Origin of the sequence: Corynebacterium matruchotii (assembly GCF_011612265.2) — a bacterium.
In the GTDB taxonomy this organism is placed as follows: Bacteria; Actinomycetota; Actinomycetes; order Mycobacteriales; family Mycobacteriaceae; genus Corynebacterium; species Corynebacterium matruchotii.
This window is the reverse complement of sequence record NZ_CP050134.2, coordinates 95,044-120,507: the sequence shown is the minus strand read 5'-3', so window position 1 is coordinate 120,507 and position 25,464 is coordinate 95,044. Positions and strand designations below refer to the sequence as shown.

The 25,464-nt window shown below is 58.1% G+C and carries 19 protein-coding genes and 1 pseudogene; 9 read left to right on the top strand and 11 right to left on the bottom strand.

From position 1 onward, the window contains the following. Positions 1–14 precede the first annotated feature (14 nt). Positions 15–641, top strand: a complete 627-nt coding sequence (locus tag HBA49_RS00460; protein WP_005524895.1) for an arsenate reductase/protein-tyrosine-phosphatase family protein — start codon at positions 15–17, stop codon at positions 639–641. Between the two features lie 899 nt (positions 642–1,540). Here HBA49_RS00460 and HBA49_RS00455 read toward each other — a convergent pair. Together HBA49_RS00455 and HBA49_RS00450 are read right to left on the bottom strand one after the other, a co-directional pair. Next, a complete protein-coding gene (locus HBA49_RS00455) occupies positions 1,541–3,202 on the bottom strand; it encodes a VanW family protein (RefSeq protein ID WP_050773690.1) in 1,662 nt (553 codons plus the stop codon). A gap of 89 nt (positions 3,203–3,291) precedes the next feature. Further along, positions 3,292–4,440 carry a glycoside hydrolase family 3 N-terminal domain-containing protein gene (locus HBA49_RS00450; RefSeq protein ID WP_370443788.1) on the bottom strand — a complete coding sequence of 383 codons (1,149 nt, stop codon included), beginning with the start codon at positions 4,438–4,440 and terminating at the stop codon, positions 3,292–3,294. A gap of 327 nt (positions 4,441–4,767) precedes the next feature. On the opposite strand from HBA49_RS00450, the gene HBA49_RS00445 reads away from it, so the two are divergent. From HBA49_RS00445 to HBA49_RS12835, 4 genes and pseudogenes are all read left to right on the top strand, one after another. Then, positions 4,768–5,238, top strand: a complete 471-nt coding sequence (locus HBA49_RS00445; RefSeq protein WP_225866023.1) for a hypothetical protein — start codon at positions 4,768–4,770, stop codon at positions 5,236–5,238. Positions 5,239–5,256: 18 nt separating this feature from the next. Further along, positions 5,257–5,787, top strand: coding sequence for a hypothetical protein (locus HBA49_RS00440; protein WP_040431658.1), 531 nt, complete (start codon positions 5,257–5,259; stop codon positions 5,785–5,787). Positions 5,788–5,916: 129 nt separating this feature from the next. After that, positions 5,917–6,117, top strand: a complete 201-nt coding sequence (locus tag HBA49_RS00435; RefSeq protein WP_034995989.1) for a DUF2613 domain-containing protein — start codon at positions 5,917–5,919, stop codon at positions 6,115–6,117. Beyond that, positions 6,098–8,053: pseudogene (locus tag HBA49_RS12835) on the top strand (alpha-(1->3)-arabinofuranosyltransferase domain-containing protein); the annotation flags it as partial. The gene HBA49_RS00435 and the pseudogene HBA49_RS12835, both read left to right, overlap by 20 nt. 1,291 nt (positions 8,054–9,344) lie before the next feature. On the opposite strand, the gene HBA49_RS00430 reads toward HBA49_RS12835, so the two are convergent. From HBA49_RS00430 to HBA49_RS00405, 6 genes are all read right to left on the bottom strand, one after another. Next, entirely contained in the window at positions 9,345–10,034 is a 690-nt protein-coding gene (locus HBA49_RS00430; protein WP_112767095.1) for a metal-dependent transcriptional regulator, read from the bottom strand. After that, positions 9,944–10,861, bottom strand: a complete 918-nt coding sequence (locus HBA49_RS00425; protein ID WP_005525186.1) for a metal ABC transporter permease — start codon at positions 10,859–10,861, stop codon at positions 9,944–9,946. Before HBA49_RS00425 ends, HBA49_RS00430 begins: the two co-directional genes overlap by 91 nt. A gap of 4 nt (positions 10,862–10,865) precedes the next feature. Further along, positions 10,866–11,789, bottom strand: a complete 924-nt coding sequence (locus HBA49_RS00420) for a metal ABC transporter permease (RefSeq protein ID WP_005525274.1) — start codon at positions 11,787–11,789, stop codon at positions 10,866–10,868. Next, positions 11,779–12,504 carry a metal ABC transporter ATP-binding protein gene (locus tag HBA49_RS00415; protein ID WP_005525430.1) on the bottom strand — a complete coding sequence of 242 codons (726 nt, stop codon included), beginning with the start codon at positions 12,502–12,504 and terminating at the stop codon, positions 11,779–11,781. The genes HBA49_RS00420 and HBA49_RS00415 overlap by 11 nt, the downstream gene beginning before the upstream one ends. Before the next feature lie 21 nt (positions 12,505–12,525). Continuing rightward, complete coding sequence (locus HBA49_RS00410; RefSeq protein WP_005525007.1) at positions 12,526–13,632, bottom strand: metal ABC transporter substrate-binding protein; 1,107 nt, start codon at positions 13,630–13,632, stop codon at positions 12,526–12,528. 1,073 nt (positions 13,633–14,705) lie between these two features. Further along, on the bottom strand, positions 14,706–15,881 hold the full coding sequence (locus HBA49_RS00405; protein WP_005525240.1) for an acyltransferase family protein: 1,176 nt from the start codon (positions 15,879–15,881) through the stop codon (positions 14,706–14,708). Positions 15,882–15,975: 94 nt separating this feature from the next. On the opposite strand from HBA49_RS00405, the gene HBA49_RS00400 reads away from it, so the two are divergent. Both HBA49_RS00400 and HBA49_RS00395 read left to right on the top strand, forming a co-directional pair. Next, a complete protein-coding gene (locus HBA49_RS00400) occupies positions 15,976–17,298 on the top strand; it encodes a porin PorA family protein (protein ID WP_005522596.1) in 1,323 nt (440 codons plus the stop codon). Next, entirely contained in the window at positions 17,295–18,785 is a 1,491-nt protein-coding gene (locus HBA49_RS00395; RefSeq protein ID WP_050773680.1) for an MmpA family trehalose lipid delivery protein, read from the top strand. The genes HBA49_RS00400 and HBA49_RS00395 overlap by 4 nt, the downstream gene beginning before the upstream one ends. Here the strand turns inward: HBA49_RS00395 and HBA49_RS00390 are convergent. Beyond that, a complete protein-coding gene (locus HBA49_RS00390; RefSeq protein WP_146743647.1) occupies positions 18,729–19,211 on the bottom strand; it encodes a hypothetical protein in 483 nt (160 codons plus the stop codon). The genes HBA49_RS00395 and HBA49_RS00390 overlap by 57 nt on opposite strands. Then, positions 19,208–20,329 carry a glycosyltransferase family 4 protein gene (locus tag HBA49_RS00385; RefSeq protein ID WP_005525359.1) on the bottom strand — a complete coding sequence of 374 codons (1,122 nt, stop codon included), beginning with the start codon at positions 20,327–20,329 and terminating at the stop codon, positions 19,208–19,210. The genes HBA49_RS00390 and HBA49_RS00385 overlap by 4 nt, the downstream gene beginning before the upstream one ends. 23 nt (positions 20,330–20,352) lie before the next feature. Here HBA49_RS00385 and HBA49_RS00380 point away from each other — a divergent pair, with 23 nt between their 5' ends. Next, positions 20,353–21,135, top strand: a complete 783-nt coding sequence (locus tag HBA49_RS00380; protein ID WP_005524921.1) for a class I SAM-dependent methyltransferase — start codon at positions 20,353–20,355, stop codon at positions 21,133–21,135. A 1,350-nt stretch (positions 21,136–22,485) separates the two neighbouring features. On the opposite strand, the gene HBA49_RS00375 is transcribed toward HBA49_RS00380, so the two are convergent. Continuing rightward, positions 22,486–24,309 (bottom strand): phosphoenolpyruvate carboxykinase (GTP), encoded by a 1,824-nt coding sequence (locus HBA49_RS00375; RefSeq protein ID WP_005525258.1) that lies wholly within the window; start codon positions 24,307–24,309, stop codon positions 22,486–22,488. 371 nt (positions 24,310–24,680) lie between these two features. Between HBA49_RS00375 and trmB the strand changes: the two genes are divergently transcribed. Next, the gene (gene trmB / locus HBA49_RS00370; RefSeq protein ID WP_005524959.1) at positions 24,681–25,409 is read left to right on the top strand and encodes a tRNA (guanosine(46)-N7)-methyltransferase TrmB; all 729 of its coding nucleotides are present in this window, start codon (positions 24,681–24,683) and stop codon (positions 25,407–25,409) included. Positions 25,410–25,464 lie beyond the last annotated feature (55 nt).

Here is a 25,464-nt window from a genome sequence, read left to right as displayed (position 1 = left end):
GGAGCCTAACGGCCATGACCATTCTTGATTTTCAGCCTAAAAAGCTCTCTCTTCGGTGGGGGCAGCTTTTCACTACATTCCTGCAAACACCGCAGGAACGCACCGGTGAATCCAAGCGAGCAGAGACCGGCGAAACTGAACCATCCCAGTCCTTGCACGCATTTATGCAGCAGACCCTGAATGAGCACCGCGGCAGCAAGCTTGACGACGCCCTGCCGACCTCCAGGATCCTCTTCGTCTCCGACGATAATGCTGCACGAACCCAAATCGCCTCGGCATACACCCGATGGCTCGGAGGCGAACAGGTGTTCGTCCGGTCCGTTGGTTTGACCCCGGCATATCATGTTGATCCATTAGTGATTGAAGTTCTCAACGAGCGTGGCGTCCCTACCGACGACCTCAAACCCAAGAACTTCAACCCTCACACCTTGGGCAATATCGACGAAATCATCATCTTCGATGACGATGCCCACGTCAGTGACGACGTGAAAACCTGGAACATCACCAAAAACATCAGCACCAAGGCAGACATCCATGCCATGTGCGACGAGGTAGAAGCACGGGTGCGGAAACTCCTCAACGCCCTGGGGATCACCCCCACCCCCCATAAGAACATCATCCCGGAATTCTTGGCAGCCTAACTGAAGGATGTTGAAGGATCCCGAGAGCCAGCCAGCCCAGCCCAGCTATCGCCCCACAACCGGTCGATAGCTGGGCTTCGAGTTTTCTGCATAGTTCTGGACGCTGACCAGGATATTGAAGTTTACCTTAAATATCCTGGTCTTTTTGAATGATTTCCCAAATATTTCCAGGTAGTCACACCACCTACCACATGGGTGTACACAAATCATTTCCGCTACGCATTGTGGTGATGCACTGGCATATATTCGACGTGAAGATAGTTTCTTTTCCAACATTTCAGAAAGAAGGGAGCTTCACATGTCGCTAGCTAGTCGTCTGCGTAGGCGTAGGCATAGGCGTGAACAGAAAAGGAAAAGCTGGAAATCAAGGATAGGGAGGTTCTTCCTTGCTTTGCTGGAAATAATTGGAGCCTAGACAGAATTGGCTCTTGTCCAATGGCATCTTGGTTCTCCCGGTTGTGTATTTCCCCTAACATGATTACACCCATGACTGCGGCTGCACATGCCCTAAGCTAGAGTTTCATTCCTAGACACAGTCGAGCAACGCTTCTGAATCGAGAAAGTCAAGCTCAGCAAACATGCAGCGGCGGCAGACCTGGCGCCGCGTGCGCTTTAGCCTGGGTGCCGGTTGATAGCACTCCCTGCAACCGCCCTCAACCCCCTCACAGCCAATCTAGCTGCGGTTTTGCTTTAGCTGGGGTTCGTGATTATTTCCGAGTTTTCAGGGCTCGCTGGGCCGGAACCCAAGCTAAAGCAAACGCGCAGATCAAGCAGGAAAACCGAATTTGAATCTCCCCGCCCCGAAGCCAGGCACGCGACCATACACAAGACCCGAGCTGGGGTCTGATCCCGGCAACCGCTAAACCCGGCACCGCCCGGCCGTCGTCAAGCGTGAGGAGTTAGGTGCACTTCACAATGGGCGAGGGATTATACACCGTCGTGGTGGTTTTGCGGGACAGCTCGTTACCGTTGAGGTCCTTCACAATGCGCGTATCGGAGGTGGTAAACCCGGGTGCGCCGCTGGAGGGCGAACAATCTTTGCCTGACAGGCTGATCGTATTCGGCTGTGTGGTAGCCCAACGGCCGCCGTTCACGGACTCCACATTGACCACCTTCACGCCCATGAGCTTCACGGTCACCTGGCCGCCGCCAGCAGAGGTCACGATGCGCACCGGGTATTGGCTGGTGTTCTTAAACGCCAAGTCGATTGCGCCTTCGAACACGGTTGCCTCACGGCCGGCCGGGTACCGGGAAATATAGTAGCTGTGAGGTGTGTGAGTCACGTCCTCCATGCCGCCAAAATAGGCCGCATTATAGAGCGTGGTGGCGAACTGGGAGATGCCACCACCCACCGCCTTATCCGCGTGACCGTTCATGATAATACCGGATTCCACGAAGCCCTGGGCGGTGCCACGTGGGCCGGTGTAACCGTTGAGGCTGAACGTGTCGCCAGGGGCGACCATAGCGCCATCCACCATTTCTGCCACCCGGGCAATGTTCACGCCGGACGCCTGGGAGTAGCCGCCAGTGGTGAATTCGCCCACCACCTGGTCGAAGGTGGCGGCGTTGGCCATTTCGGTGGTGAAGCTGGCTGGTTCGTCAATGTAGGTGGCGTCCCAGGTGCGGGGGTCGTCGGCGATGATGCGCTCGTTGATGTGGTCGAACGTTTTCACCCAGTCGATGTGCACACCATCGCTGTGGGGTGTGACCGTGCGGTCGGAGCCGTGGAACGTAATATTGGCGTTGACCCGGGGTTTTTCGGTGGTGATGAGTTTTTCGGCGAAGATTTCACGGGCCCGATCGTAGTTGAAGTCGATCTTGAACTCGTCATTTTCGGGCCGGAAGGTCACCACCTCACCCATGCGATCGACTGGGATTTCACCATTAATATTGTCCCGGCCGTGCAGCACCAGGGGCGCGGACACGGCCTTCTTCCCGGGACCCTCCACAATGGGCTGCACCTGTTTCTCCCCATATTTCGGGTGGGAGATGGTGGCGTGTTCCTTCACACCACCGGGTTTCAGCCAGCCGGTGAGAATGGATTTTTCCACCTGTTCGGCGTCGACGGTTTGGCCGTCGGCGGGGGCCGGATCCACTTTCACTTGACCGCCGGTGAGCACGATGCCGGCGTCGACGGGTGCGGGGCTGAGCTCCTTGGTGACCCGATCGACAGCGGGCCGGAAATTGGCCGGATCAGCGTCGGAAACGATAGGAACCTCGGTGTCTTTAAAGAAACCAAGGATCCGTTTAATAGGGTTGAGTGATTGGGATTCCACAGAATCTAAGGTTTTATCCCAGTTGACCCTCAGGCCGGCCGCCCGAGGGTCGATGATTGAGGTGCGTTGACCTGCTGTGATAGTGACGGGCTTGATAATTTCGTCGGCAAGCTCTTTTTGCAAGAGTTCTTTCGCTTCGGCGCGTTTCATGCCGCCGACCTGCACGCCACCGATCATGGTGCCGCGGGGCATGGTACCTTGGCTGAGAAAATAATCGACACCGTAACCAGTGCCCAAAAGCACAAAAAGCCCAAGCAGTATGCCGCCGAAGAATCGGGCCGGCATATTGCCTGAAGTCAGCTCAGTATCCTGTTCGATCACTCTTACCAATGTAGTAGACAATTCCTAGTGTTTTCGAATCTATTCTGCCCCCACTAGCGCTGATAGTGGCTTACGCGCTCAGCTTTTGCGAACACATCTTGTTCACTTAAGGCTCCCTCAGCAATCCGTTTCATGGTGGTGTCGATCGCTGGCAGGAGCGCATCGGTGGTCAACCAGAGGGCTTGGTCGGCTCCAGCAATGATAGCGGTAGCCGCCGCATCCTGCGGAGTTAGTTGGTTACTAATAGCTTTCATACCTGAAAGATCATCGGTGAAAACCGGCCCGTCGAAGGGACGGCCGCCTTCGTAACTACCCGACCGTAGCAGCTGATATGCAGCAGGGTTGATAGAGGATGGGGTTTTGCCGTCGCCCAATCCTGGCGTCGCCATGTGCCCCACCATGACCCCAACACCGGGGGTAGCCAGAATGCTGCGATAGGGGACGAGTTCGAAATTTTGTAGTTCATTCAGCGGCGGAGTGACGACTGTGCCCAGGTGGGAGTCACCACTGGCCCTGCCGTGGCCCGGGAAATGCTTGAAGACGGGCATGACGCCACCATCAAGCATGCCCTGGGCGAAGGCCGAGGCGTATTCGGCGGCGACGGCAGGGTCGTCGCTAAACGCCCGATCACCCACAACCTCCAGGCCAGCACCGTCAATATCGACCACGGGGGCGAAATCAACGGTGATGCCATGGCGGGCCAGCGAGGTGGCCATGTCGTAGGCCATGCCGCGAACCTCTTCGGGTTTCTTCTCCTTGGCCATGGTGCGGGGCGAGGGGAAGGTTCCCAGCACCTCGGGGTGGCGGAGTACCCGCCCGCCTTCGAAGTCGATGCTGACGGCGAATGGCCGGCCGACACGGTTGTGGAGCTCGGCAATGTCACGCCCGGGCGTGGTGAGAATGGCGGCTTCGGTGTCGGAACCAATAAAAATGCCGCCGGCGCCCTGCTCCAGCGCGGCCAGGGCGTCATCGAAATTGCGGACGCCCACCATCATGAGTTGCGCTACCTTGGTGCGCAGTTCGGGGTTGGCGGGTGTGGTTGAGGTAGTTGTCGGCGCCACACTGCTTGTCGACGTCGGGGCCGTGGTGGTGGTTATTTCACTCGTTGGTGCGGCTTGGTCGGTTGCATTATCGGTGCAGCCCACCAGGGTGGTTGTTACCGTGACCGCAACCAGGAGGGCCAGAACGGGAAATTTCTTCATGCCCTCTACAGTATTGGAAACGTTTTCACCAGCGGAATCTTCAACACGCATTCCCCGTGTGTTGGTACCCCCGCCCCTGGGGCATCACCCACGGTTCAACAAGTTTGGGGGTAGTTTTCCCTCCTGCGGAAATCGAACATATCCCAAGCATATATAGTAAAAACTTTCACTACTAGTGTGGTATCCACATCGAACCCTGACCTCTAACAACTGCTAATGTATAAAAGTCGCACTACCTCATAACTAAAGGTGATTGCAATTTTGTCATTTCAATAACTTCATTTGGCCGGACACTATATGCACATTTTCCCCAGAAAGTTGGTTTCCATGCGCACCCTGTTGAAGATCACGAGTTCAGTAACGGTCATTGGGCTTGTTATTTATGGGGTTTTCACTACTGCAATAGGCCAAACTGCGGCACCACCGGTGCCATTGTGGTATCACGTCATGGCGCTGCTGGGGTTTGAATTGATGACGGCCGGGATCACCGGAAGCATCGCCGTCGGGGTCACCCGAAATAGTGTTCTCCCCACCGGCGGGTCGGTGGGGGTATTGCAGCGGTTCGGACCGTTCTACCTGTTTATGTTGGGCCTGTTCGCAATTGTGAACATGTGGGGATTGGGGTTTTTCGCCACCTCCGTACCGAATAATACTCATGCCCTGTATTATGCGGAGCCGTTAGGCATTAACGCGTTGTTGGAAGCATCAATCTGGTTATTTTTGGGTGGGGCTGTATTGGGCATGTTTCAACTGGTGCGGGGGTTAATATGGGAGAGAAGGAACCTTCGGTCGTCGTAAAGCGAGAAAGTTAGTCAAATGCGCGTTTCATATACGGCATGCAATGTGGCATTGAGCATTGGTTTTGTCGTGTTTATCGCCTACCTCAGCATTGCGATCAGCCCCAATTCACATGAGCTCATGGCGCCAGTGCTGCAATACAGCATGTCGATCATTGGGTGCGAGCTCATGTGGGGCGGCATGCTGGGGCTCATGGCCACCACCATTACCTCCAGCGATCCCCGGCCGGGCATTGCCACCCGATTCGCCGCCCCCTACCTCATATTATTTAGTGTCTTCCTGTTTTTTAATTTCTGGTATTTGGGCTACATTTACACCCGAATGCAGCTGCTCATGGGGATTTCGGACCCGGCTCGGCCCCTATTTGAACTCATTTTGCTGGGGCTAGCGATCGGGTTTATGTTGAGCGGGATTATTACCGCGATCGGCCAAACGTTGGGGAGGCGGCGGCGTAAAGGGCAGAAAGCCCCCAAGACTGCGCAGGTAAGCCCACCGGTCAGCCCGCAACCACCGGAACTGACCTATCGCCGCACCTCCGTGTTCGGCTAGCCGCCACCGATAATACGGGTGGGTTTCCGCCATGCCCCCACCACACCCCACCTGGTTACCCCACCCGTTCTAAGGTGAGAATCGTCAAAGGTATTTTCCCTAAGCTTGAATGCTGCTATCTTTGCAATTATGGCCTATGACTCTGACTCGTTAAACCGTAGAACGCTTGGTCCAGCCATTGCGAGCGCTGTGGTTGGTGTCACGCTGGGCATTGTTGCCGTGGTGGGGGTGTCCATTTTCACAACAGCGCATTCCCTGCCCGAATCTGGTGCGGTAGGCATAGACCGACCAGTTTTGGGCGACCCGGAGTATGGTTCCCGCAATAACTAAACCAACACTATTACATTTGCTGCACTGCGTACCGTTTCGGTCCGCAACCATTATCAGCCCGCGAGGCAGCCACCTGACCGGCTGGATCTTCCTGGGGCTGATAAGTTTTTTTCAACCCCTGGGCTATATCGCCGCCGACACGAAACACGACCTACTGGCCAACCCCGGTAGGTTCCTCGCCGGCGCCCAATCCGCCTGGACTGACACGTTTACCCTCGGGCAACTCCAAAACCAGGCATATGGTTATTTATTTCCCCACGGCGCGTTTTTTTGGCTTTTCGACGCCTTCCCGGATGCATTCACCCAACGCCTGTGGTGGTGGCTGGTACTTGGTGTCGGCTATTCGGGGTTCCTCCTGCTCCTCCGCCGAATAGCCGACACCTCGGGGGGGCTTGCCGGCAGCTTCACCACCGGCTTCGCCATGGGGGCCGCGTTCCTTTATGCTCTTTCCCCCCGGGTGTTGAGCACGCTCACCACCATTTCTTCGGAAACCTGGCCGGTCATGCTGGCTCCCTGGGTGTTGTGGCCGCTCATCACCCGCCGGCTCACCCTGCGCAGCATCGTCATGTCGGTGCTGGCCATTGGCATGATGGGGGCGGTGAATGCCACCGCCACCCTGGCCGCCTGCACCCCGGCCGGCATTTTCCTCCTGTGGCGGCTCATGGTGGCGTTCCGGTGGCGGCTCATAGGATTCACCATGATGTGGGGCCTGGGGGCGGTGCTGATTAGCCTGTGGTGGATCCTGCCCCTCCTGGTTTTGGGCCGCTACGCCAGCCCATTCACCGACTATATTGAAAACGCCACCGTGGTCACCCGGTGGTTGAACTTGGCCGAAATCCTCCGCGGCACCACCAGCTGGTCGCCGTTTGTGGACGCCGAACGGCAGGCCGGCCACGCCCTGGCCACGGACCCCTACCTGATTATTTTCACCCTGGCAGTGGCCGGCCTGGGGCTTTATGGCTTAAGCCGGGTCCGTAACCTTCGGGGTTTCTGGTTCACCCTGCTGGGGATAGGGCTCATCGTGCTGGGCGGCGCCCACCACGTCACCGGGTTTCTAGATGGGGCTGGGGTGGCGCTGCGGAACATCCACAAATTCGACCCCCTGGTGCGGCTGCCCCTATTGGTGGGATTCGCCCAGCTCTGGCAACTATTTCCCGCCCCCAAACTCACCCAACCCGACGCCCCCAGCGGGCCGCCGAAACCGGTGGGGGCATCGGTGGGGGCGCGGCAATTCTTCGCGGCCTGGCTGCCCCGCCACCCGCGGCGGGCCGCCGCCCTGGCCCTGATTCTCTTGGTCAGCGTATCCGCAGTCTCCCCGGCCTGGGCGGGTCGGCTCCTGCCGTTGGGCGCCTACCGGTCCGTGCCCAACTATTGGGCTAAGGCCGCCGAATTCCTCAACCACGAAGCCCAAGGCACTCGAACACTTATTCTCCCGGCGAGTTCCTTTGCCCGGCAAACCTGGGGTTGGACCAGGGACGAACCGGCCCAGCCCCTGTTAGACGTACCGTGGGCAGTGCGTGACGCCATCCCCCTAGTCACGCCGGAAGCCATCCGGGGACTGGACGGGATATCCGCCTACCCCACCCCCGAGAACCTGGCACGACTAGGTATCGGGGCGGTCATCGTCCGACACGACCTGGCGCGCAGCACCCGAAACATGTCCGCGGAACGCCTCTTTCCCCAAGCCAAAATCCACCGATTCGGCGAGGTGGAGGTGGTGATCCTCAACCGTAACCTGGGCATGACCGTGGTCGATTCCGACCGCATCCCCACGGTTGCCGGCGGCGGGGAATCGTTGGCGCTGCTGGGTTCGGGGGCGTATCGGCTGGTGGGCCAGGGGGCAAGCATCGTCACCGACACTCCCCTGCTGGTGGGCCGCAACTATGGGTCGTTGAACTCGGTGTCCGCACCCCTGGCGGACGCCGCCGAGGCCAAGGATGTGCACAATCGGGTCATTGACTACCCGTCCGTTGGCCCCTTCACCAAGGTGGTGGAATCCGGGGGGCAGGTGCGGGCCTCGTCGTCGGCGGGGGATGCAACCAGCTTCGCCGGATCCCGACCCGGGCGGGCAGTGACCGCTGCGGTCGACGGACTCGCCACCACCGCCTGGTGGCCCCGACCCGGAACCCAACGGGGCGAATGGATCGAACTGCAACCCGACACCCCCCTGGCCGACCCGGTGCTGGAGGTATTACTCACCGCCAGCAAACCTGTGCGCGCCGAGGTCATAGTAACCGCCGACGACCGGAAGGTAACCAAACGCATGAAAACTGGTGAGCGAGTAAAAATCCCCATACCGGGCGGCATGGCCTCCAAGGTGCGGCTCACCCTGGGGGCAGCCGCGGCCCCCATCGGGGTTGCCGAACTCGCCATCGCCCACGCCCCAATCACCCGCAACGTCACGGTCCCCGACACCTCACCGCAGGTGCGGCAATTCGTGTTCAACCAGGTATTTTCCTACACGGAGCAGTTGCAGCGCCGCTTCACCGTCCCCCGAACCATGCGGGTGCGGGTAGACCTGTCCGCCTGTGTGCAACGCGTCTATGTTGACGGCGCCCGCCACGAGTGCGGCGACACCATTACCCTCACACCCGGCGTCCACCAGATTCGAACAGGTGCGCAAATACTGAAGCTGACCGAGGTGGGTTTCGACCCCACCGGCGCCCCCACCACACCGCTCACCCACCTCAAGCCCGCCACCCGTGAACGCCTCATCATCACCAACCGGGCCGCCAACGATGGTCTCATCGGCACCCTGGACGGCACACCCCTCACCCCAACCACCATCAACTCCGGCATTCAGGCATTCATCGTCCCACCGGGCCATGGTGGAGAATTCCACCTGAGCTTCGCCGGCGACCACCCCTACCGGCAGGGGCTCATCATCGGCAGCATTACCGCCGGCATCACCGCCCTACTTTGCGCTGTCGCCATGGTCCGGCGTCGACAAGCTCGCCACGAAGTGCTGCACATCACCGGTGGCACCTACGGCGCCGTCATCGTTTGCGGGGGGCTCGCGCTCACCACCGGCTGGCCCATCCTCATTCTCATACCGCTCACATGGCTGGTGCTGCGCTACACCCTCATCGGCCGCGGGCTGCTCATCACCGCCACCATGACCATGACCGCCATGTGGCTGGCCCGCGCCCCCTGGCCCGCCGCAAACTATGCCGGCGACTCGCCGCTGCTCGCCTGCGCCTGCGCTATTGCCGTCATCACCATGTGCATCAGTCTTCGGCGTGGCTCACCCGAATATCCGCAGCCGAAGACACCGAAATCGGCACCACCTCCTGGTCCTCACTCTGCTCATCCTGAACCTGAACCTGCACCAGCCCCGCCACCGGCGGACGCACCACCGCAAGCACCGCCCCCGGCGTGATACTGTTCTCCGCCAAATAACGCAGCAGCTCCGAATCACCGTCATGGATCTGCTCCACCACCACCTGCTCCCCCGGCGCGATAGAATTCAACGACTGTTTCGGCAGCTCCGCAACATTCCCCGACTCGTCCGGGATCGGATCCCCATGCGGGTCCCGGGTCGGATGCCCCAGCTTTTCGTCCACCCGGCGTAAAAACTGGTCGGACACCGCATGCTCCAATAAATCCGCCTCGTCATGCACCTCGTCCCAGGAGTAGTCCAACACCCGAACCAGAAACATTTCAATCAGCCGATGCCGGCGCACCATCGCCAACGCCACCTGCCGGCCCGCCGACGTCAACACCACCCCCGCATACCGTTGATGCTCCACCAGGCCTTGCGCCGCCAGCCGTTTCACCGCCTCGCTCGCAGTCGGGGTTTTCTGGGCTAACGCCCCCGCAATCGCGCTTAACGACGCCGGCTCACCGGTTCGTTCGACGATATCCCAAATGCACTTGAGGTAATCTTGGGTTTTCTCGGGGTAGTCCATGACATGCACAGTATCCATCCTAATGACCGGCAACCTAAATAAAACAGGCCTGCTACCACCGCGACCATGCCGCCGGCCGATAAACTCTGCCACACGGCCAGCAGCAGCCCGGTGATCCCAATGCCCACACCAGCGACGCCCGACCACAGTATGAGCCCTGCGAAGTTCCGCGCAAACACCTGCACCCCCGCAGCCGGCGCCACCAGAATGGCGATCGACAGGATCGAGCCCACCGCCGGAATCGCCACCACCATGCTTGCGCATAATAAGCCCAGTGTGATTCCCTCCATGAGGGCCAGCCACCAGCGGGAATTCCGCACCGCCACCCGGAATGCTATGGGGTCAAAATAATAAAATGCCAGGCGGCGGCCGCAGGTCACCAATGCTATTACCGCGAGCACTAAAATGGCTGCGGCTGACAGCACATCCGTGTGGGATACGGCCAGGAGGGATCCGGTGAGGAACCCCTCCACTTTGAGCGGCAGCGGTTGGAACCAGCGCAGCAGAAACACGCCCAGCGCATAGCCCACCGTCAGCACGATCCCAGCGGCGGCGGTGGGGGAAATCCCCTCCAGGCTGGCCAGGTATCGCATCAACCACGCTAGTGGGATGCAGAACAGTGCGGCGCCGACAAAGAGCCACAGGCTGAGGCTGCTGCTGGATGCCCCCATGAATTGGCCGATCACCACGCCCAGCACCGCACCCGGAAACGTGCCGTGGGAGAGCGATTCGGAGAAAAACACCCGCTTGCCCACGATCGCCAGCGCGCCCACGATTCCCAGCAGCACGCCGACCGCGACCACTTCCGCAATGGGGAGGGTGAGAATGCCTATCATGTCGCTACTCCTTGGTCCGTGCCTGCTGCGGGCTTTGTTCGCTCTGCAAGCTTTGCGACGCGGGTTTAGCCACTTTTGCCCCCGCCCCCGCCTTGCGGAAAGCCGAACGAGCGGTAGTTCGAAGAGTGTTGAGGGCTATCGCTATTACAAACACCGCCACCAGCGACAAACTCACCGCCGCCTGGGGGCTAATCTGATGCCCCACATCAACATTCATCGCCACCACCCCAATGACCGCCGCGGTCAGGCCGGCAGCAACCGCAATCCCCACCATCATCGGAATGGTTCGGGCCAAGAGCCGGGCCGCCGCCCCTGGGATAATCAAATATCCGATCACCAGCAACACTCCCACCGCGGAACTGGCCACCACCACGACGGCGGCGATCGCGGCATTGAGGGCAGCATCGATCAGGGTCACATTGATGTGCTGCGCCACCATGAAATTCCGGTCAAACGCCACCGCCACCTGTTTCCGCCACGTCACCAGCAATATCACGAGCGCGGCAGTGCTCAACACCGCGGTCTGAATGAGCCGGGTATCCGTCACATCCAAGAGCCGGCCAAACATGAGCGCATCCAACTGGCCGGAATAGTCCCCAATGGCCAGACTCAACACCACGCCAACCCCATAAAAACTGGTGAGCACCACGGCAGTACCGGCCTCGGCGGCGGCCCGCCTGGTGACAAACGTGAGTGCCGCCGCGGCAACCGCCGCCACCACGGCGGCGCCGGGCACGATACCATCAATCCCACCTAGGGCCAAGCCCACCACCATGCCGGGAAACACGGAGTGCACCAAAGCCTCCACACTGAATTCCATGGCACGCAAATTAACGAGCACCCCCACGCTGCCGCCCACGATTCCGAGGATCAGCAACAAAATGAGAGGGCGTTGCAGGTACGGGAGGGTGAGAATATCAACGAACATGATGCAACAGGGCGTCGGCGGTGTCGTAGATGGCAACATGACCATCGGCAAAAACCGCGGTTTGCTCGCATAGTTGTTCGGCAAGACTGTAGTCGTGGGTGGACACCACCACCCCGGTTCCCTGCTGCTTGAGCTCAGTGAGTACCCGCACCAACACATCTCTGCTTGTAGTGTCGAGACCATTGAAAGGCTCATCAAGCAGCATCAAAGCCGGATTGGTGACAATGGCCCGGGCAATAAGTACCCGCTGCCGTTGTCCACCAGACAGGCTACCGAATCGTTCCGTGGCCTTCTGCTCCAAATTCACCCGAGCAAGCGCCGACGAAATTTTGTTCGAATCAACCCGGCGCCACCAGGGGGTGGTGGCGGACAGTCCCATGGCCACCACCCCCTGGGCGGTCACGGGGAAACTCGGATCAATATCCTGGTGTTGTGGCACATACCCAATATTGTTGACACAACGCAAGACACCAGTGGTACGACACATGCCCAGGATGCCTTTGAGCAACGTGGATTTGCCAGAACCATTCGCGCCGATAAGCGCGAGGGCTGCGCCGGGGGCCACGGTGAGGTTGACGTTTTCCAAAATGGTGGTGGCATCGTAGCCCAGGTCGAGGTTTTCGGTAACCAGGACCGGGGGTTTCGTAGCCGGCGTTGCAGCCGGCGCCGATGTGGCGGGTGTCGAGGCTGGGGTGGGCGAGGTCATGGGTGTCATGGGTAGTGCCCTTCGTTGCGGTTATTTGGCGTTATTGGATATCTCGGGTGGTAGTGGGGCGGGCGTGCCGTCCCAGGCGGTCACGAGAGTGGTGACGTTGTGGATGATGGAGCCGATGTAGGTTTCGCCGGGGCTGCCGGCTGGGCCTAGCGAATCGCCGTACAGGGCATCGTCGTTAGTGATGGCTTTCACACCTGCGGCCCGGGCGATGGCTTCGATCGACTTGGAATTATTGGAGTTCTCGGCGAACAGGGCTTTGGCGCCGGATGCTTTGACCTCTTCCGCGGCCTTGTTGATGTGTTCCGCGGTGGCGTCTTGCTGGTGGTTGAAGTCGCTGAGGGCGGCACCAATGAACTTCACGTCGTAGGCGTTAGCGAAGTAGCCGAAGGCATCGTGGGAGGTGAAGAGCACCCGGTTTTCTTCCGGCACGCTGGAAATGGAGTCCCGAACCCACTGGTCCAAGAGGGTGAGCTGGGCCTCGTATTTTTCGACAGCGGCCTTAATGCTATCGGCAGCGGCAGGATTGTCCGACTGGGTTTTCTCCAGAGCGGTGCCGATGTTAAACACCTGGACGTCGGCCTGTTTCACGTCGGTCCACACGTGGGGATCGTGGGTGAATTCGGGCTTTTCGCCGGGCGTGACAAACGGCCACGGCCGGACGTCTACTTTTTGGTCGCCGAGTTCAACGGTGTAGCCGTCGCCCTTCTCTTCGGACACCCCTGAGGTGACCGACATGGTTCCCTTAAAGCCGGAGGATTTCACCGCCGAGTCGAGAAAGTGTTCGAGGTCGACACCGTTAACAAAGAGCAGATCGGCTTGTGCCAGCGCCTTCATCTGTTGCGGGGTCATTTCGTGCTCGTGCGCAGACGCGTTGGGGGCGAGCAAACAGGTGAGGTTTAACGTGACGTCGCCGTCCCCACTGGTGGTTTCGTGACCAGCGGAGTCGGTTTTGACCAGTTTCATGCCGTTGTTGGCAATCTGGGTGAGGTAGTCACAGATTTGGGTGGTGGTGGCTACGGCATGAATGCCTTTGGCGTTAGCGGCTCCGGTCGGGGTAGTGCTGCAACCAGCCAACGCGAGGGCAGCAGCAAGGATACCGGCAAAATATTTCTTCTGCACGATCCTCATTCTAGACACCCCCAAAGCAAAAGTTCAAGTCATTGAACTTATGGTTTCAGTGCTCGTTTTCTTCCCTGCTTGACGACGCCCTCCCGGCCCGAAATACCCCCACCATCACCCACCACTACCCCCGCGGCAGCGCCTTCGCGTTAGCTGGGGTTCTGCGCATAACCGAACCAAATCCACCCGCCGGGAACGGAACCCCAGCTAAGCAGACCTGAAGCCCTATCCACAAAGCCCCCACAATCCTGCCGCAAACCTTCTAAGCATGGTTTTCTATTCGGCTGCCCCCGTTTGCCCAGGATACGCATCGGCCTAAACCCGGAACCCAAGCTTAGAACATATGCAGCCGGGAACAGCAGGATGGGTATCAAACGTACTGAGCTGAGGTTTCGGCCGCTTCGCTTCACCAGAGGTCCAGGAAAACCCAAACTACAGCTCAATCCTTTAGCTTGGGTTTGGCGCTACAGGACATGCAGTTTGGCCACCATTAGTGGGAACCCCAGCTAACGCAAATCCGAAACCACACCGAACCCTCAATGTCCTACAGCACATGTTCTAAGCATGGTTTTCTATTCGGCTGCCCCTGTTTGCCCAGGACGCGCACCGACCCAAATCCGGAACCCAAGCTTAGAACCTTTGCAGCCATGGCGGGAAAGGGAATAGTAGGTGTGCTGAGCTGGAGTTCCGGTTTCAAGCACAACCGCGTGGAGCTTCTGAATCGGGAAAGTCAAGCTCAGCAATAATGAAGCCGCATTCGCTGAGCTTGGGTTCCGGCTGATATCCCCTCAAACCATGCTCCGCGGAACGGAAACCAAGCTAAGCAGACCTGAAGCCCTATCCACAGAGCCCCCCCATAATCCTGCCGCAAACCTTCTAAGCATGGTTTTCTATTCGGCTGCCCCTGTTTGCCCAGGACGCGCACCGGCACAAACCCGAAACCCAAGCTTAGAACTTATGCAGCCGGGCGCAAGAGGCCGGATATCAGGTGTGCTGAGCTGGGGTTCGCCATTATTCCAACCTCGCAATCCCTGGTAAACCGGAACCCCAGCTCAGCAAGAGTGACACCAGGTTTTCCACAATCAACGAAATATCCGCAGCAAGGTGAGTTTCGCAGCTCGGGCACTCCGAAATGGCCATTCCACCAAGACATACCCACAGGATCCCACTATGAAAGATCCGATAAACGTCAACGGCAGCACAACCAAGAAACCGCCGGTAAACGGGCGAATCCCCAACAGTGGCAGCACTGCCCCCAACACCGCCAAATGCCACAGGAAAAACGAATAGCTAATCCTGCCAAGGTATGAGATGATTCGCCAATCCAAAAAGCTTGGGGCCGAATGAAACGCATACGGCAGGAACACGCATGCACACATCACCGTCCCGGCAATAACCCGCAACGCAAACTCACCTGCCGAGGGATGCTCCAACCCGACCGGTCCGAAAAACTCCTGGCCGGCAAGCCACATCACAAAAAACGCGACCAGCCACCAGGCCCACCGGTATTGGAATACCTTCACGGGTTTGTCCATCACCCCGCGGCGGCGGCGTAGCTCCTCCACCTCGGCCGCGATCAACCCCACCGCATACCAGCAGAAAAACCCGGGAAAAAAGATCTGCATATTGGGCACGTGCTCACGGGGAGAATCCGCCACAACCGGCAGAAACGCCCACCCCAGACTAAGCAATGCCAAACCGCAAAACACCATGATCCGTTTTGCGGGCCCCACATTCCGAAGCGCCCAACCAAGTAGGGGCATAACCAGGTAAAACACCACCTCCACGCACAGGGACCACAGGTGGGTCATCCCACCAAGAAAACCTTCCGGCAGATATATTTGAGTAAAAGATAAGGTGGAGAGAACAGACACCCAGCTGGCACCAAATGCTTCTGGAACGAGAGCTAGCACCACAACCACATATACCCAGTATGCTGGGACAACACGCCAAAACCGGCGGTGAAAATAGGTCACCAACATGCCCCGATGAAAGTCCATTCCTCGCCACAATAGGTATGCCGAGAAGGCGAAGAACACCGCCAGGAAATAGTCGAATCGGCCCAGAATCGCCCCGATATTACCGTGGGGATCTATGCCGGTTTGGAAAGCAACGTGGGTTGTCATGATCGCCACGGCGGACACCCCGCGGAGGCCCTCCAGCTGGGGTTTGAAGCCCCGGCGGTGCTGGGATCCCGCTGGCACCTGGGGTGGTGAAGACGATGTGGTTGGGGCTGATGGTGGGTACGATGGAAACACTGTTGTTGAGCTTACTTAATTAGGTTGTCGAGATAATGGTTTGTGCTTCATGGTTGTCTCTTGCAAAGATGATAAATGAATAGGAATAACCAACATGGGATCAGATACCAGCGATAAGGCCACCGCTGACGCCGCGGCCAGGGCCGAAGCAACCAGCACTACCGCAGCCTTGGGCGTCGATAAGAAGCGAAAGGCGAAGCGGCGGGTGCCTAGGGCCACCGTGGTAACCATTATGAGCGCCATTATTGCGTTTATCATTGCGCAAAACGTCCCGGAGCTGGTCATTAGCACGATTAAACCGTTGCCCATTAACACTACCCGAACCATTCAAACCGAACCGGCACCGACAATCTTTTACGACCCCTCGCTAACATGTTCCGAATCAGATGGGAACGATTGCTACATTACGGAGGCAACCACACAGTGGACCACAGTGCTCAATAGCACCAAAGGGCAGGTGATCGACACCAAAGGGAAACCGATGAAAAACGTCGCCCAACTCGACGTTACCCAAAAACTTATTCGAACAGATTCGCAGTCCCCGCTCGTCAATATCACCGATAAACTGCATTTATTGCGCGGCTCGGCCCATCCCATATTATTGCCTACCTCACAAATGGAGGTCACCACCGGGGGGTTCGGGGTGAACTTCAACACTGGTACCTTCGCCCGCGATGGATTGCAGTATTTCCTACCGTTCAATACGGAACGCCGCTCTTACTCCTATTTTGACGTGTTCGCCCAGGCGGCGTTCCCCCTGGATTATGTGCGCACCGAGCGCCGCGGCCACAATGATTTAGTGCCGGACAGTGATGTGTTTGTGTTTCACCAACAGTTACCGGTCATGAATCTGGCATCGGCGGCCGCCCGTTCGTTCAACCACCCCGACGACATCAGCGACGCCCCCGGCGAAACGATTATCGAATCGGATCTGCCGCAGCAGCAGCGGGAGCAGATCGGAAATATGCTGCTCACCGGTCCGGAGTCGAAATTCTATCCTGGGGGGAGCGACAACAGTGTCACACTGGCACCGTTTTACACGGCAACCCGCACCCTGTGGGTGGAGGCGTCCAGTGGGGTGATTGTGGACGAGCAGGAGGAGATGCACCTGTTCTTCGCCATGGATTCCGCCGACGCGGAGAAAACCGCCCAAGAGGGCGTGAACATGTATCGCACTATACTGCACACGTCGACAACGTGGAATCAGGAGACGAAGGATTCCGCGAAGGCGTGGGCGGAACCGGTGGTGAGCATTATGTATTGGCTGCGGTTTGGGGCGTTTGTGCTGAAATACCTGGCCGGCACGCTGTTGATTTATGGGTTCTGGCGGTACACCCAGATTGTGCGCCGCGCAGAAAATACTAGCTTGACGACGCCCACCGCACCGCCGGAGCCACCAGCTTCACCGAAAGCATGAGTCCCGCACCCCCACCCAGGGCCGCTGCGGTGGCGAAATACCTGGTCGTTGGCTACGCAGGTTTCCTCATTGTCCTGTTACTGGGTGTACTCTTCCAGCCGGGCGTGCTGCTACTGCGCGACATGGCGGTGTTGCGGCACCCGGCCCTGCATGCCGGCGCGGTAGGGTTTGGGGATTTGCCGGCCCGAAACGCACCCCAGGATGGCCTCTTGGCGCTGGTGGGAATGGTTATTCCGGCCTCGTGGTTTGTTCGGATGCTGCTGGTGGGGTCGGCCGCAGCGGGTACGTGGGGTGCGGCAACTCTGGCGACCTTGGCCCGGTCGCCGGCTGGGCGGAACAGCGTTGCATTCCGTCAGGTGGCGGCGATCACGGTTACTGTGTGGAATCCGTTCGTGGTGGAGCGGCTGCTTCAGGGCCAGTGGTCCGTGGCGATGGTGGCGTGGTTGCTGCCCGCGGTGGTGGCGTGCCGCACCCGCCCCACCTGGCAGGTGGCAACCGTATGGGTGTGCAGCCTCACCCCCACCGGCGGCTTCGTGGCGCTCATCGTGGCCCTCGTTTCCGCCTGTCGACGCCGGTTCGTGGCCGTTTTCGGCACCCTGTGCCTTCTCCCATGGCTAGTGCCCAGTGTGATTGCGCCACCAACCTCCGCCGGAACCTCGGCGTTTCTGGGCCGACCGGAGAAGCTTGTGGGCACGTTGGGAGCATTTCTGGGATTGGGAGGCATGTGGAACGCCGCGGCCGTACCGATCTCCCGGAACGTGGGGTTCGCCGTGGCCGGGGTGATATTGACAACCCTCCTGGTGCGGTGGGTTCCCCGGCGGTGGCTGGTGGTGTCTGCCATGGCGGTGCTGGTGTTTTGCTTGCTGTGGCGGTGGCCGGGGTTGGTGGCTCACGTACCGGGGTTGGCGCTGTTTCGTGACTCACAAAAATTGGCGTTATTCCTGATACCGGGCCTGGTGATTGCGGCGGGCCAGATCGGGGCGGCGTGCCCGACCCGGCTCAGGTCCGGGGTGGTGTCGGGGGTGGTGACACTCCTGGCGGTACTTCAGGTACCGGATGCCCCCGTGGCACTCATGGCGTTACGACCACTCCCGGAACCCGCCATTGTCCGAGAGGTGCAGGCGGCAGAGCCGACCGGGGATGTGGCAAACATGGACTCGGCCGGCCTGGTGGTTTACACGGGCCGAACCGTGATTGATCCACTGTATAAGGCCGTGGGCTCGGTGGAGGCGGGCCAATTGGTGGTCGATGGCCAGGTGGTTGATCCCGCCTCAGCGCGGTATGTGGCCGCCAGGGCAGCGTGGAAAGCACGCGATATGGCCCAGCTGGCAAAGTTGGGGGTGTCCCATGTGGTGGCCGACGGAAAACTCATTGATCTGCGCAATGAGCCGGTGGCCCACCATGGTGGGTTCTATGCCGGGCTGGGGCTGCTAGCAGCATGGCTGTGCATCCCCATTGTCGCCGGCGTGGTGGCCCGGCGGCGGTAGCATCTGCATCATGCCCTCATGGAGCTTGTCGAAGCCCCAGTCCGAATCCACGATCAGCCCACAAACCGTGTAGGGCAACTCCAGCGGCGCCTCCGCCACCGACAGCCCAGCGAGAATGCACCCGGTCGCAATCAAACAGGCCTGCAGATTCGCCGAATCCTGCCTAACTTTGGGATAGCGGTCATCACCGTACTCGGCAAGCAACGCATCCATGTGTTTTTGGTAACTAGGGGACTCGTGGGCCGACTCGGAAAGATTCACCACGCACTCCCACACCACGCCATCGTGAATCCCGTGATCCTCCAGGTAGAAGAGCAAAATGTTTTTTACAAAACTCAGCGGACCAACCCGATCGACGATGGTCTCGACCTCATCCATGACGTCTTGCGCAAACGCATAATCGGCGGAAAACACATTTTCCATCACACCATCTGATTCCCCAGGGATGGCACCTCCCCCATCGCCTCCAAGGTGTCGGCAAACCTGCGGCCGGTTTCCTCCCAGGAATAGTCCTGGGCTTTCAATTGGGCGGCGCTACCCAGGGCGGCGCGGAAGGCGTCGTCGATAAGCAGGCGTTGCAGGGCGGCCTGGAGTTCGATGGGGTCGGACACCAGCAACCCGGTCGCCCCGTCGTCGATAGAATCGCGGAGGCCGCCGGCGCTGGCGTAACCGACGGTGGGCACGCGATGCTGGGCGGCTTCCACCACCGCCAACCCCCACCCCTCTTTGCGGGAGGGCATGAGGTGGACGGCGGCGCGGGCGAGGAGCGCATGCTTATAGTCCTCGGTCACCTGACCGTGCAGGGTGATGCGCGGATCGGCACCGATATAGTCGCGGAGTTTATCCTCCCACCAGCCGGAACCGATGATGTCGAGCACCACGTTGTCGGGCAGACCCCGCACCGCATCGATTGCGTGTTCGATCTGTTTATGGGGGACCAGGCGCGACAGCGTCACTATATGGATCCGACCGTCGTCCTCTAGCTGGGGCAAGGTCGCGGGGATGGGGTCAACACCATTATGGATAATGGTTATATTGTCCGGGGGAAACCCCAGCGATATAAGATCCTGTTTGCTTGGTGCCGAAACAGTCACCACCTGAGTGTTGCGATGCACCCGCGGCGAAATCCGGGATTCAAGAAACCAACCCAGGCTGGCCAGGAGTTTTCCCGCAACCGGCCACTGCTCGCGGTGACAATGGTGCGTGAGCAACACGGTTGGTTTCCCGCTAAAAAACTGTCCAAAAAACGGGATACCGTTCTGCGTATCGACCACAACATCAACGTCTTTCAACGAACCGATACCGCACCGACCCAACAGCATCATGATTGCTGCGCGCGGGTACACCCCCAGCTTTCCACCCCCCCGATAGAAGGTAATTCCATCTCGAACACTTTTACGACGACAGTCGGTGTGGGCGGCGGTACGATAAATCACCTCATGTCCGCGGTCGCTCAAATACCGGGCAACATGTTCAAGGTATCGCTCGCTGCCACCACCTTGGGGGTGGGTGGTATCACGCCAGCACAACAAGAGGATCTTCATAACTTCATCTACCCTAATGCATCATGAACACTCGGTTATTTCATACTCGCCGACGGGCCACATTACGACGATCAATTCAATTGCTTCTCGACGTTCGGAAAGAGCAATCCGACCCAGATTATTTCTATTCCCGCCTGGCAAAAGACACATGCGAGCTGGTCACGGCGCTTCATCGAGACACGCATGGTTGTGGTCTCTCGGGGACGCGGGTATTAGACGTCGGGGGTGGACCGGGGTATTTTGCGGCGGAATTTGCCGCCCAGGGCGCAGATTATATTGGCCTAGAACCCGATGTGGGGGAGATGTCAGCGGCCGGGATTACGGTAGCTAACTCGGTACGGGGCGATGGCATGGCGCTCCCGTTTCGGAATAATTCCTTCGACGTTGTATATTCATCAAACGTTGCCGAGCATATTCCCCACCCCTGGGTTATGGGGGAGGAAATGCTTCGAGTATGTAAACCAGGCGGGCTCGTAATTTTAAGTTATACCGTGTGGCTCGGCCCTTTTGGCGGCCACGAAACCGGCTTTTGGGCACATTATCTTGGCGGAAATTTTGCCAGAGACAATTACACTAAAAAGCATGGGCATAAGCCTAAAAATGTATTTGGTATTTCGCTTTTCGACGTGTCCTGTTCGAGCGGTATTCGATGGGCTTCACAGACCAATACCAAGGTAGTGACCCTATTCCCCCGCTATCACCCGAAGTGGGCATGGTGGTTCGTTTCAATGCCCGTTTTCCGAGAATTTTTTGTGAGTAATCTTGTGATTGTGTTGCAAAAAGCCACACCTAATGAGGGCAGATAAAATGAAAAGCCCACTATATATGCGAAAAACTTTATTTTTGTGTTTACCAGCACAATTTAAATCAAAAATAAAGCCGCGTAATTGCTTGACGTTAGGGATGGTTCCGTCCTAGAATAAAAAACGAGTCCAATCAAGGATTCGTTTTCATTTCCGGTATTCACCTGGTGGGAAGCCATATTTATAATGGTTACCTGCATAAATACCACCTCCTTTCTCGTTGGCCCCCGCGTATAAACCGCGGGGGTTTTCGATTCTCAGGAAACTGGGCTGCAAAGTACACACCATGAATGTCAACTACAGGCTTAAACTTGTCCGAACACCGCATTGTTGACCCTACCCCTGAGCTACCCCCATCACCCTATGGATAGCTGCAAGTTTGCAGCCCTCTATGGGCTGCATAAATACTGAAAAACCTGGTTCACTCGCAAGATTTCTTCCACGTTTTCTCCGGGAACAAACGTATCATTCCTACGCTCCTTGCGCATCATCTGTCGCTCAGCTGCTGAGCTTGGGTTCTAATCGGGAACAAGACTGCGCAGAGCATCTGAATCGAGAAAGTACAGCTCAGCATTCTTGCAGCCACCATACTTTGGCCGGACAGCACACCTGCTGAGCTTGAGTTCCACTTCGGAAGGCACAGATTTAGGGTGGTATCGACCGGAACCCAAGCTAAAGCAAACACGCAGCTCAACCCCAGAAAACCAGCCATACCAGATTACCCAGGAATATCTCACCTCAAACCAGGGCCCAATTCCAGCACAACCGATACCCCCATTGCCCGCAGCAGCATTTGTTCTAAGCTTGGGTTTCAATTTCAGGCCAATATTCTCCCTAGGCCAACAAGCGACACCAAATAGAAACCGAGCTTAGAAGATATGCAGCTAGAGAACCCGGCCAATCTCCCGGCCTAACATCAGTTTCGCGTTAGCTTGGGTTCCGTCTATTGACGGCCTGACTCTACCTGTTGGGTGACGAATCCAAGCTAAGCGAATGGACAGCCTAACCCAGGAAAACCTACCCACCTATTGCCACACATCCCCTAAACTTGACTTCCACATCTAACCAGACCATAAGCCCAGGAAATACCCCACCACAAACCAGAACCCAAGCTCAGCACACATGCAGCCAGAACAGGCAGGACTTTTGCTTTAGCTGGGATTCCAACCAGCCACGCCGGTTTACCCAGAAAGAAAACTCCCGAAAACCGGAAACCAAGCTAAAGCAAACACGCAGCTCAACGACAGAAAACCGGCACCACCACTCGGCTTAACAGCCCACCGAACTGTCAGACCAAAAACCCGGCCCCGCCGCGGGAAGCAGACGGGGCCGGGTTGGTGGATTGATTAGGGGTTAAAGGGCGTCCTCAATGCGCTTGCGCAGAGCAGCAAATTCCTCGTGAACCTCGGACGGCACCTTGTCGCCAAGGAACTTCAGGTAGGCCTCGTTGTCGTCAAGGTCTTTCGCCCAATCCTTCGCGGGGGCACTCAAGGCCTCTTCCACGTCGGCCAGCGGGGAATCAATGCCGTTCAAATCCAGGTCCTCGGCACGAGCGGTGTTGCCGACCACGGTCTTATTGGCCTCAACCTTGCCCTCGATGCGGTCCACGATCCACTTCAGCACGCGGCTGTTGTCGCCGAAGCCGGGCCACAGGAACCGACCGTCGTCACCGCGACGGAACCAGTTAACCAGGAAGACCTTGGGCATCTTGTCGCCGCCCTTCTTGCCCATGTCCACCCAGTGCTGAAGGTAGTCGCCAGCGTTGTAGCCAATGAACGGCAGCATGGCCATGGGGTCGTGGCGCAGGGCACCAACCTTGCCTTCGGCGGCAGCCGTCTGGCCGGAGGACAGCAGGGAGCCGATCATGGTGCCATGGTTCCAGCTGAAGGATTCCGTCACCAGCGGCACGGTGTCGGGGCGGCGGCCACCGAACAGAATGGCGTCGATCTTAATGCCATGAGCGTCTTCGAACTCGGGTGCGACGATCGGGCATTGTTCAATCGGAACCGCATAACGGGAGTTCGGGTGAGCGGCATCAGTATCGGATTCAGGGGTCCAGTCATTACCATGCCAGTCGATGAGGTGAGCTGGCTTTTCCTTGGTCATGCCTTCCCACCAAATGTCGCCATCGTCGGTCATGGCAACGTTGGTGAACATGGTGTTGCCCGGTTCCATGGTGCGCATGGCAATGGGGTTCGAATCGTAGTTCGTACCAGGGGCCACACCGAAGAACCCGTTTTCGGGGTTAATGGCGTACAAACCATCCGCCCGCAGGTGCATCCAAGCGATATCGTCGCCCACCACTTCGGCCTTCCAGCCGGGAATAGTGGGGGTAATCATGGCAAGGTTTGTCTTGCCGCATGCCGACGGGAAGGCTGCGGCCACACCATAGCTCTTGCCCTCAGGAGAGGTGAGCTTCAGGATGAGCATGTGCTCCGCCATCCAGCCTTCTTCCTTAGCCATAATGGAGGCGATACGCAGGGCAAAGCACTTCTTAGCCAGGATGGCATTGCCGCCATAGCCGGAACCATAGGACCAAATCTCTTTGGTTTCTGGGAAGTGGGTGATGTACTTGGTGTCATTGCAGGGCCACGTCACATCCTTTTGGCCCGGCTCTAGGGGATGACCCACGGAGTGGAGGCATCGCACGAATTCGCCGTCGCCCAGACGGTCAAGCGCGGCCTGCCCCATGCGGGTCATGATGCGCATGGACATGACCACATATTCGGAGTCCGTCAGCTGCACACCGATCTTGGGGTCGTCGCTATCAAGCGGCCCCATGCCAAACGGCACCACATACATGGTGCGGCCCCGCATGCTGCCCCGGAAATGTTCGGTCATTTCCGCTTTCATTTTATCCGGGTCGACCCAGTGGTTGGTGGGTCCGGCGCCTTCTTCGGTGGCTGAGCAAATGAATGTCCGTGATTCAACCCGAGCCACGTCAGAGGGGTTGGAGCGGGCCAGGAACGAATTGGGGCGCTTTTCGTCGTTCAGACGAATGAGGGTTCCGGAATCCACTAACTTTTGGGAAACACGGTCCCATTCTTCTCGTGAGCCGTCGGCAAAGACCACCTCGTCAGGCGTGAGTAATTTCGCAGCATCAGCAATCCAATGCAACAATGCTTCATTCTTAGTGGGAGCCTCGCCTACAAGTCCCGGGATTTCCACTTTGGACATTAAATCCTCCTGTCATATTTGGTTCCGTTTTCAACAGTAGCGACCAAATCACCCCCAGGTAGGCGGGTCTGGTGAGACCAATGTCATAATTCCGTGGGTTTATCACAACCATTTATACCATAATGGGCCCTATCCAGCGGAAATAACTTTTTTCACTTATCGACGTTCGCCCCTTTCGGGGGCCCAATAACCACGAAACAGCACATTTTCATTCCCCTAAACAGGGGGGAATTGGCGTGATTTTCGGTCATTTTCCCCACCGCGAGGGTCCGGCGTCGACAAGCTTAGTGACGATCCGGCGTGCCAGTTAGCGCCATTTCTTCACCCCCACTACTCTTAAGAATCCTACCGATTACCGACAGGAAACCAGCATGAATAGACCGCAACAAACCGACTTCAATGAGCTTTTTCATAACGACCTGGACTACCCCCGACTCGGCGGCGTCAGCTTTCGACGCGGGTCGCTTACTGATAATCAGGCCGCCCGCTGGGACGAGTATTGGCCCACGCTCGGCACCACGCTCGCCGATCGGATTATCGACATCGACGACTGGTTTGGGCGTAGTGGGGCGAAAACCATTGTGGAAATCGGCTCCGGCACCGGAACCTCGACCGCGGCCATGGCGCCGCACGAGGCCGACACCAATATCATTGCCGTAGAGCTATATAAGTCTGGGCTGGCGAAACTCCTCGGCGCCATCGTGCGGGAGAACATCACCAACATTCGCATGATTAGCGGCGACGGCGTAGAAGTACTCACTCGCATGTTCGAACCCGGTACCGTGGATGGTGTCCGTATTTTCTTCCCAGACCCGTGGCCCAAGGCTCGACACCACAAACGTCGCATCATTCAATCCGGCGTATTAAACCTCATTGCTAACAGGCTCAAACCCGGTGGGGTATTGCACGTTGCCACCGATCATGCCGATTATGCTGCATGGATTGCCGAACTCGCCGAGGTGGAACCACAGCTGGAATACATGGGGTGGCCCTGGCCGGACTGCCCACAATTAACCGACCGGCAGGTCATCACTAAGTTTGAGGGCAAAGGTTTAGACCAAGACCACACCATCACCGAATTCCTATGGAGGCGTACATGAGTTCGAATGAATTTTATCCCGGGAACCCCGCCCACGCGGCACGATCCACAGCTGA

Coding starts and splice junctions, on each gene's coding strand:
- HBA49_RS00460 (WP_005524895.1), top strand. CDS start 15: ATGACCATTCTTGATTTTCAGCCTAAAAAGCTCTCTCTTCGGTGGGGG.
- HBA49_RS00455 (WP_050773690.1), bottom strand. CDS start 3,202: ATGCCGGCCCGATTCTTCGGCGGCATACTGCTTGGGCTTTTTGTGCTT.
- HBA49_RS00450 (WP_370443788.1), bottom strand. CDS start 4,440: ATGAAGAAATTTCCCGTTCTGGCCCTCCTGGTTGCGGTCACGGTAACA.
- HBA49_RS00445 (WP_225866023.1), top strand. CDS start 4,768: ATGCGCACCCTGTTGAAGATCACGAGTTCAGTAACGGTCATTGGGCTT.
- HBA49_RS00440 (WP_040431658.1), top strand. CDS start 5,257: ATGCGCGTTTCATATACGGCATGCAATGTGGCATTGAGCATTGGTTTT.
- HBA49_RS00435 (WP_034995989.1), top strand. CDS start 5,917: ATGGCCTATGACTCTGACTCGTTAAACCGTAGAACGCTTGGTCCAGCC.
- HBA49_RS00425 (WP_005525186.1), bottom strand. CDS start 10,861: ATGATAGGCATTCTCACCCTCCCCATTGCGGAAGTGGTCGCGGTCGGC.
- HBA49_RS00420 (WP_005525274.1), bottom strand. CDS start 11,789: ATGTTCGTTGATATTCTCACCCTCCCGTACCTGCAACGCCCTCTCATT.
- HBA49_RS00415 (WP_005525430.1), bottom strand. CDS start 12,504: ATGACACCCATGACCTCGCCCACCCCAGCCTCGACACCCGCCACATCG.
- HBA49_RS00410 (WP_005525007.1), bottom strand. CDS start 13,632: ATGAGGATCGTGCAGAAGAAATATTTTGCCGGTATCCTTGCTGCTGCC.
- HBA49_RS00400 (WP_005522596.1), top strand. CDS start 15,976: ATGGGATCAGATACCAGCGATAAGGCCACCGCTGACGCCGCGGCCAGG.
- HBA49_RS00395 (WP_050773680.1), top strand. CDS start 17,295: ATGAGTCCCGCACCCCCACCCAGGGCCGCTGCGGTGGCGAAATACCTG.
- HBA49_RS00385 (WP_005525359.1), bottom strand. CDS start 20,329: ATGAAGATCCTCTTGTTGTGCTGGCGTGATACCACCCACCCCCAAGGT.
- HBA49_RS00380 (WP_005524921.1), top strand. CDS start 20,353: ATGAACACTCGGTTATTTCATACTCGCCGACGGGCCACATTACGACGA.
- HBA49_RS00375 (WP_005525258.1), bottom strand. CDS start 24,309: ATGTCCAAAGTGGAAATCCCGGGACTTGTAGGCGAGGCTCCCACTAAG.
- trmB (WP_005524959.1), top strand. CDS start 24,681: ATGAATAGACCGCAACAAACCGACTTCAATGAGCTTTTTCATAACGAC.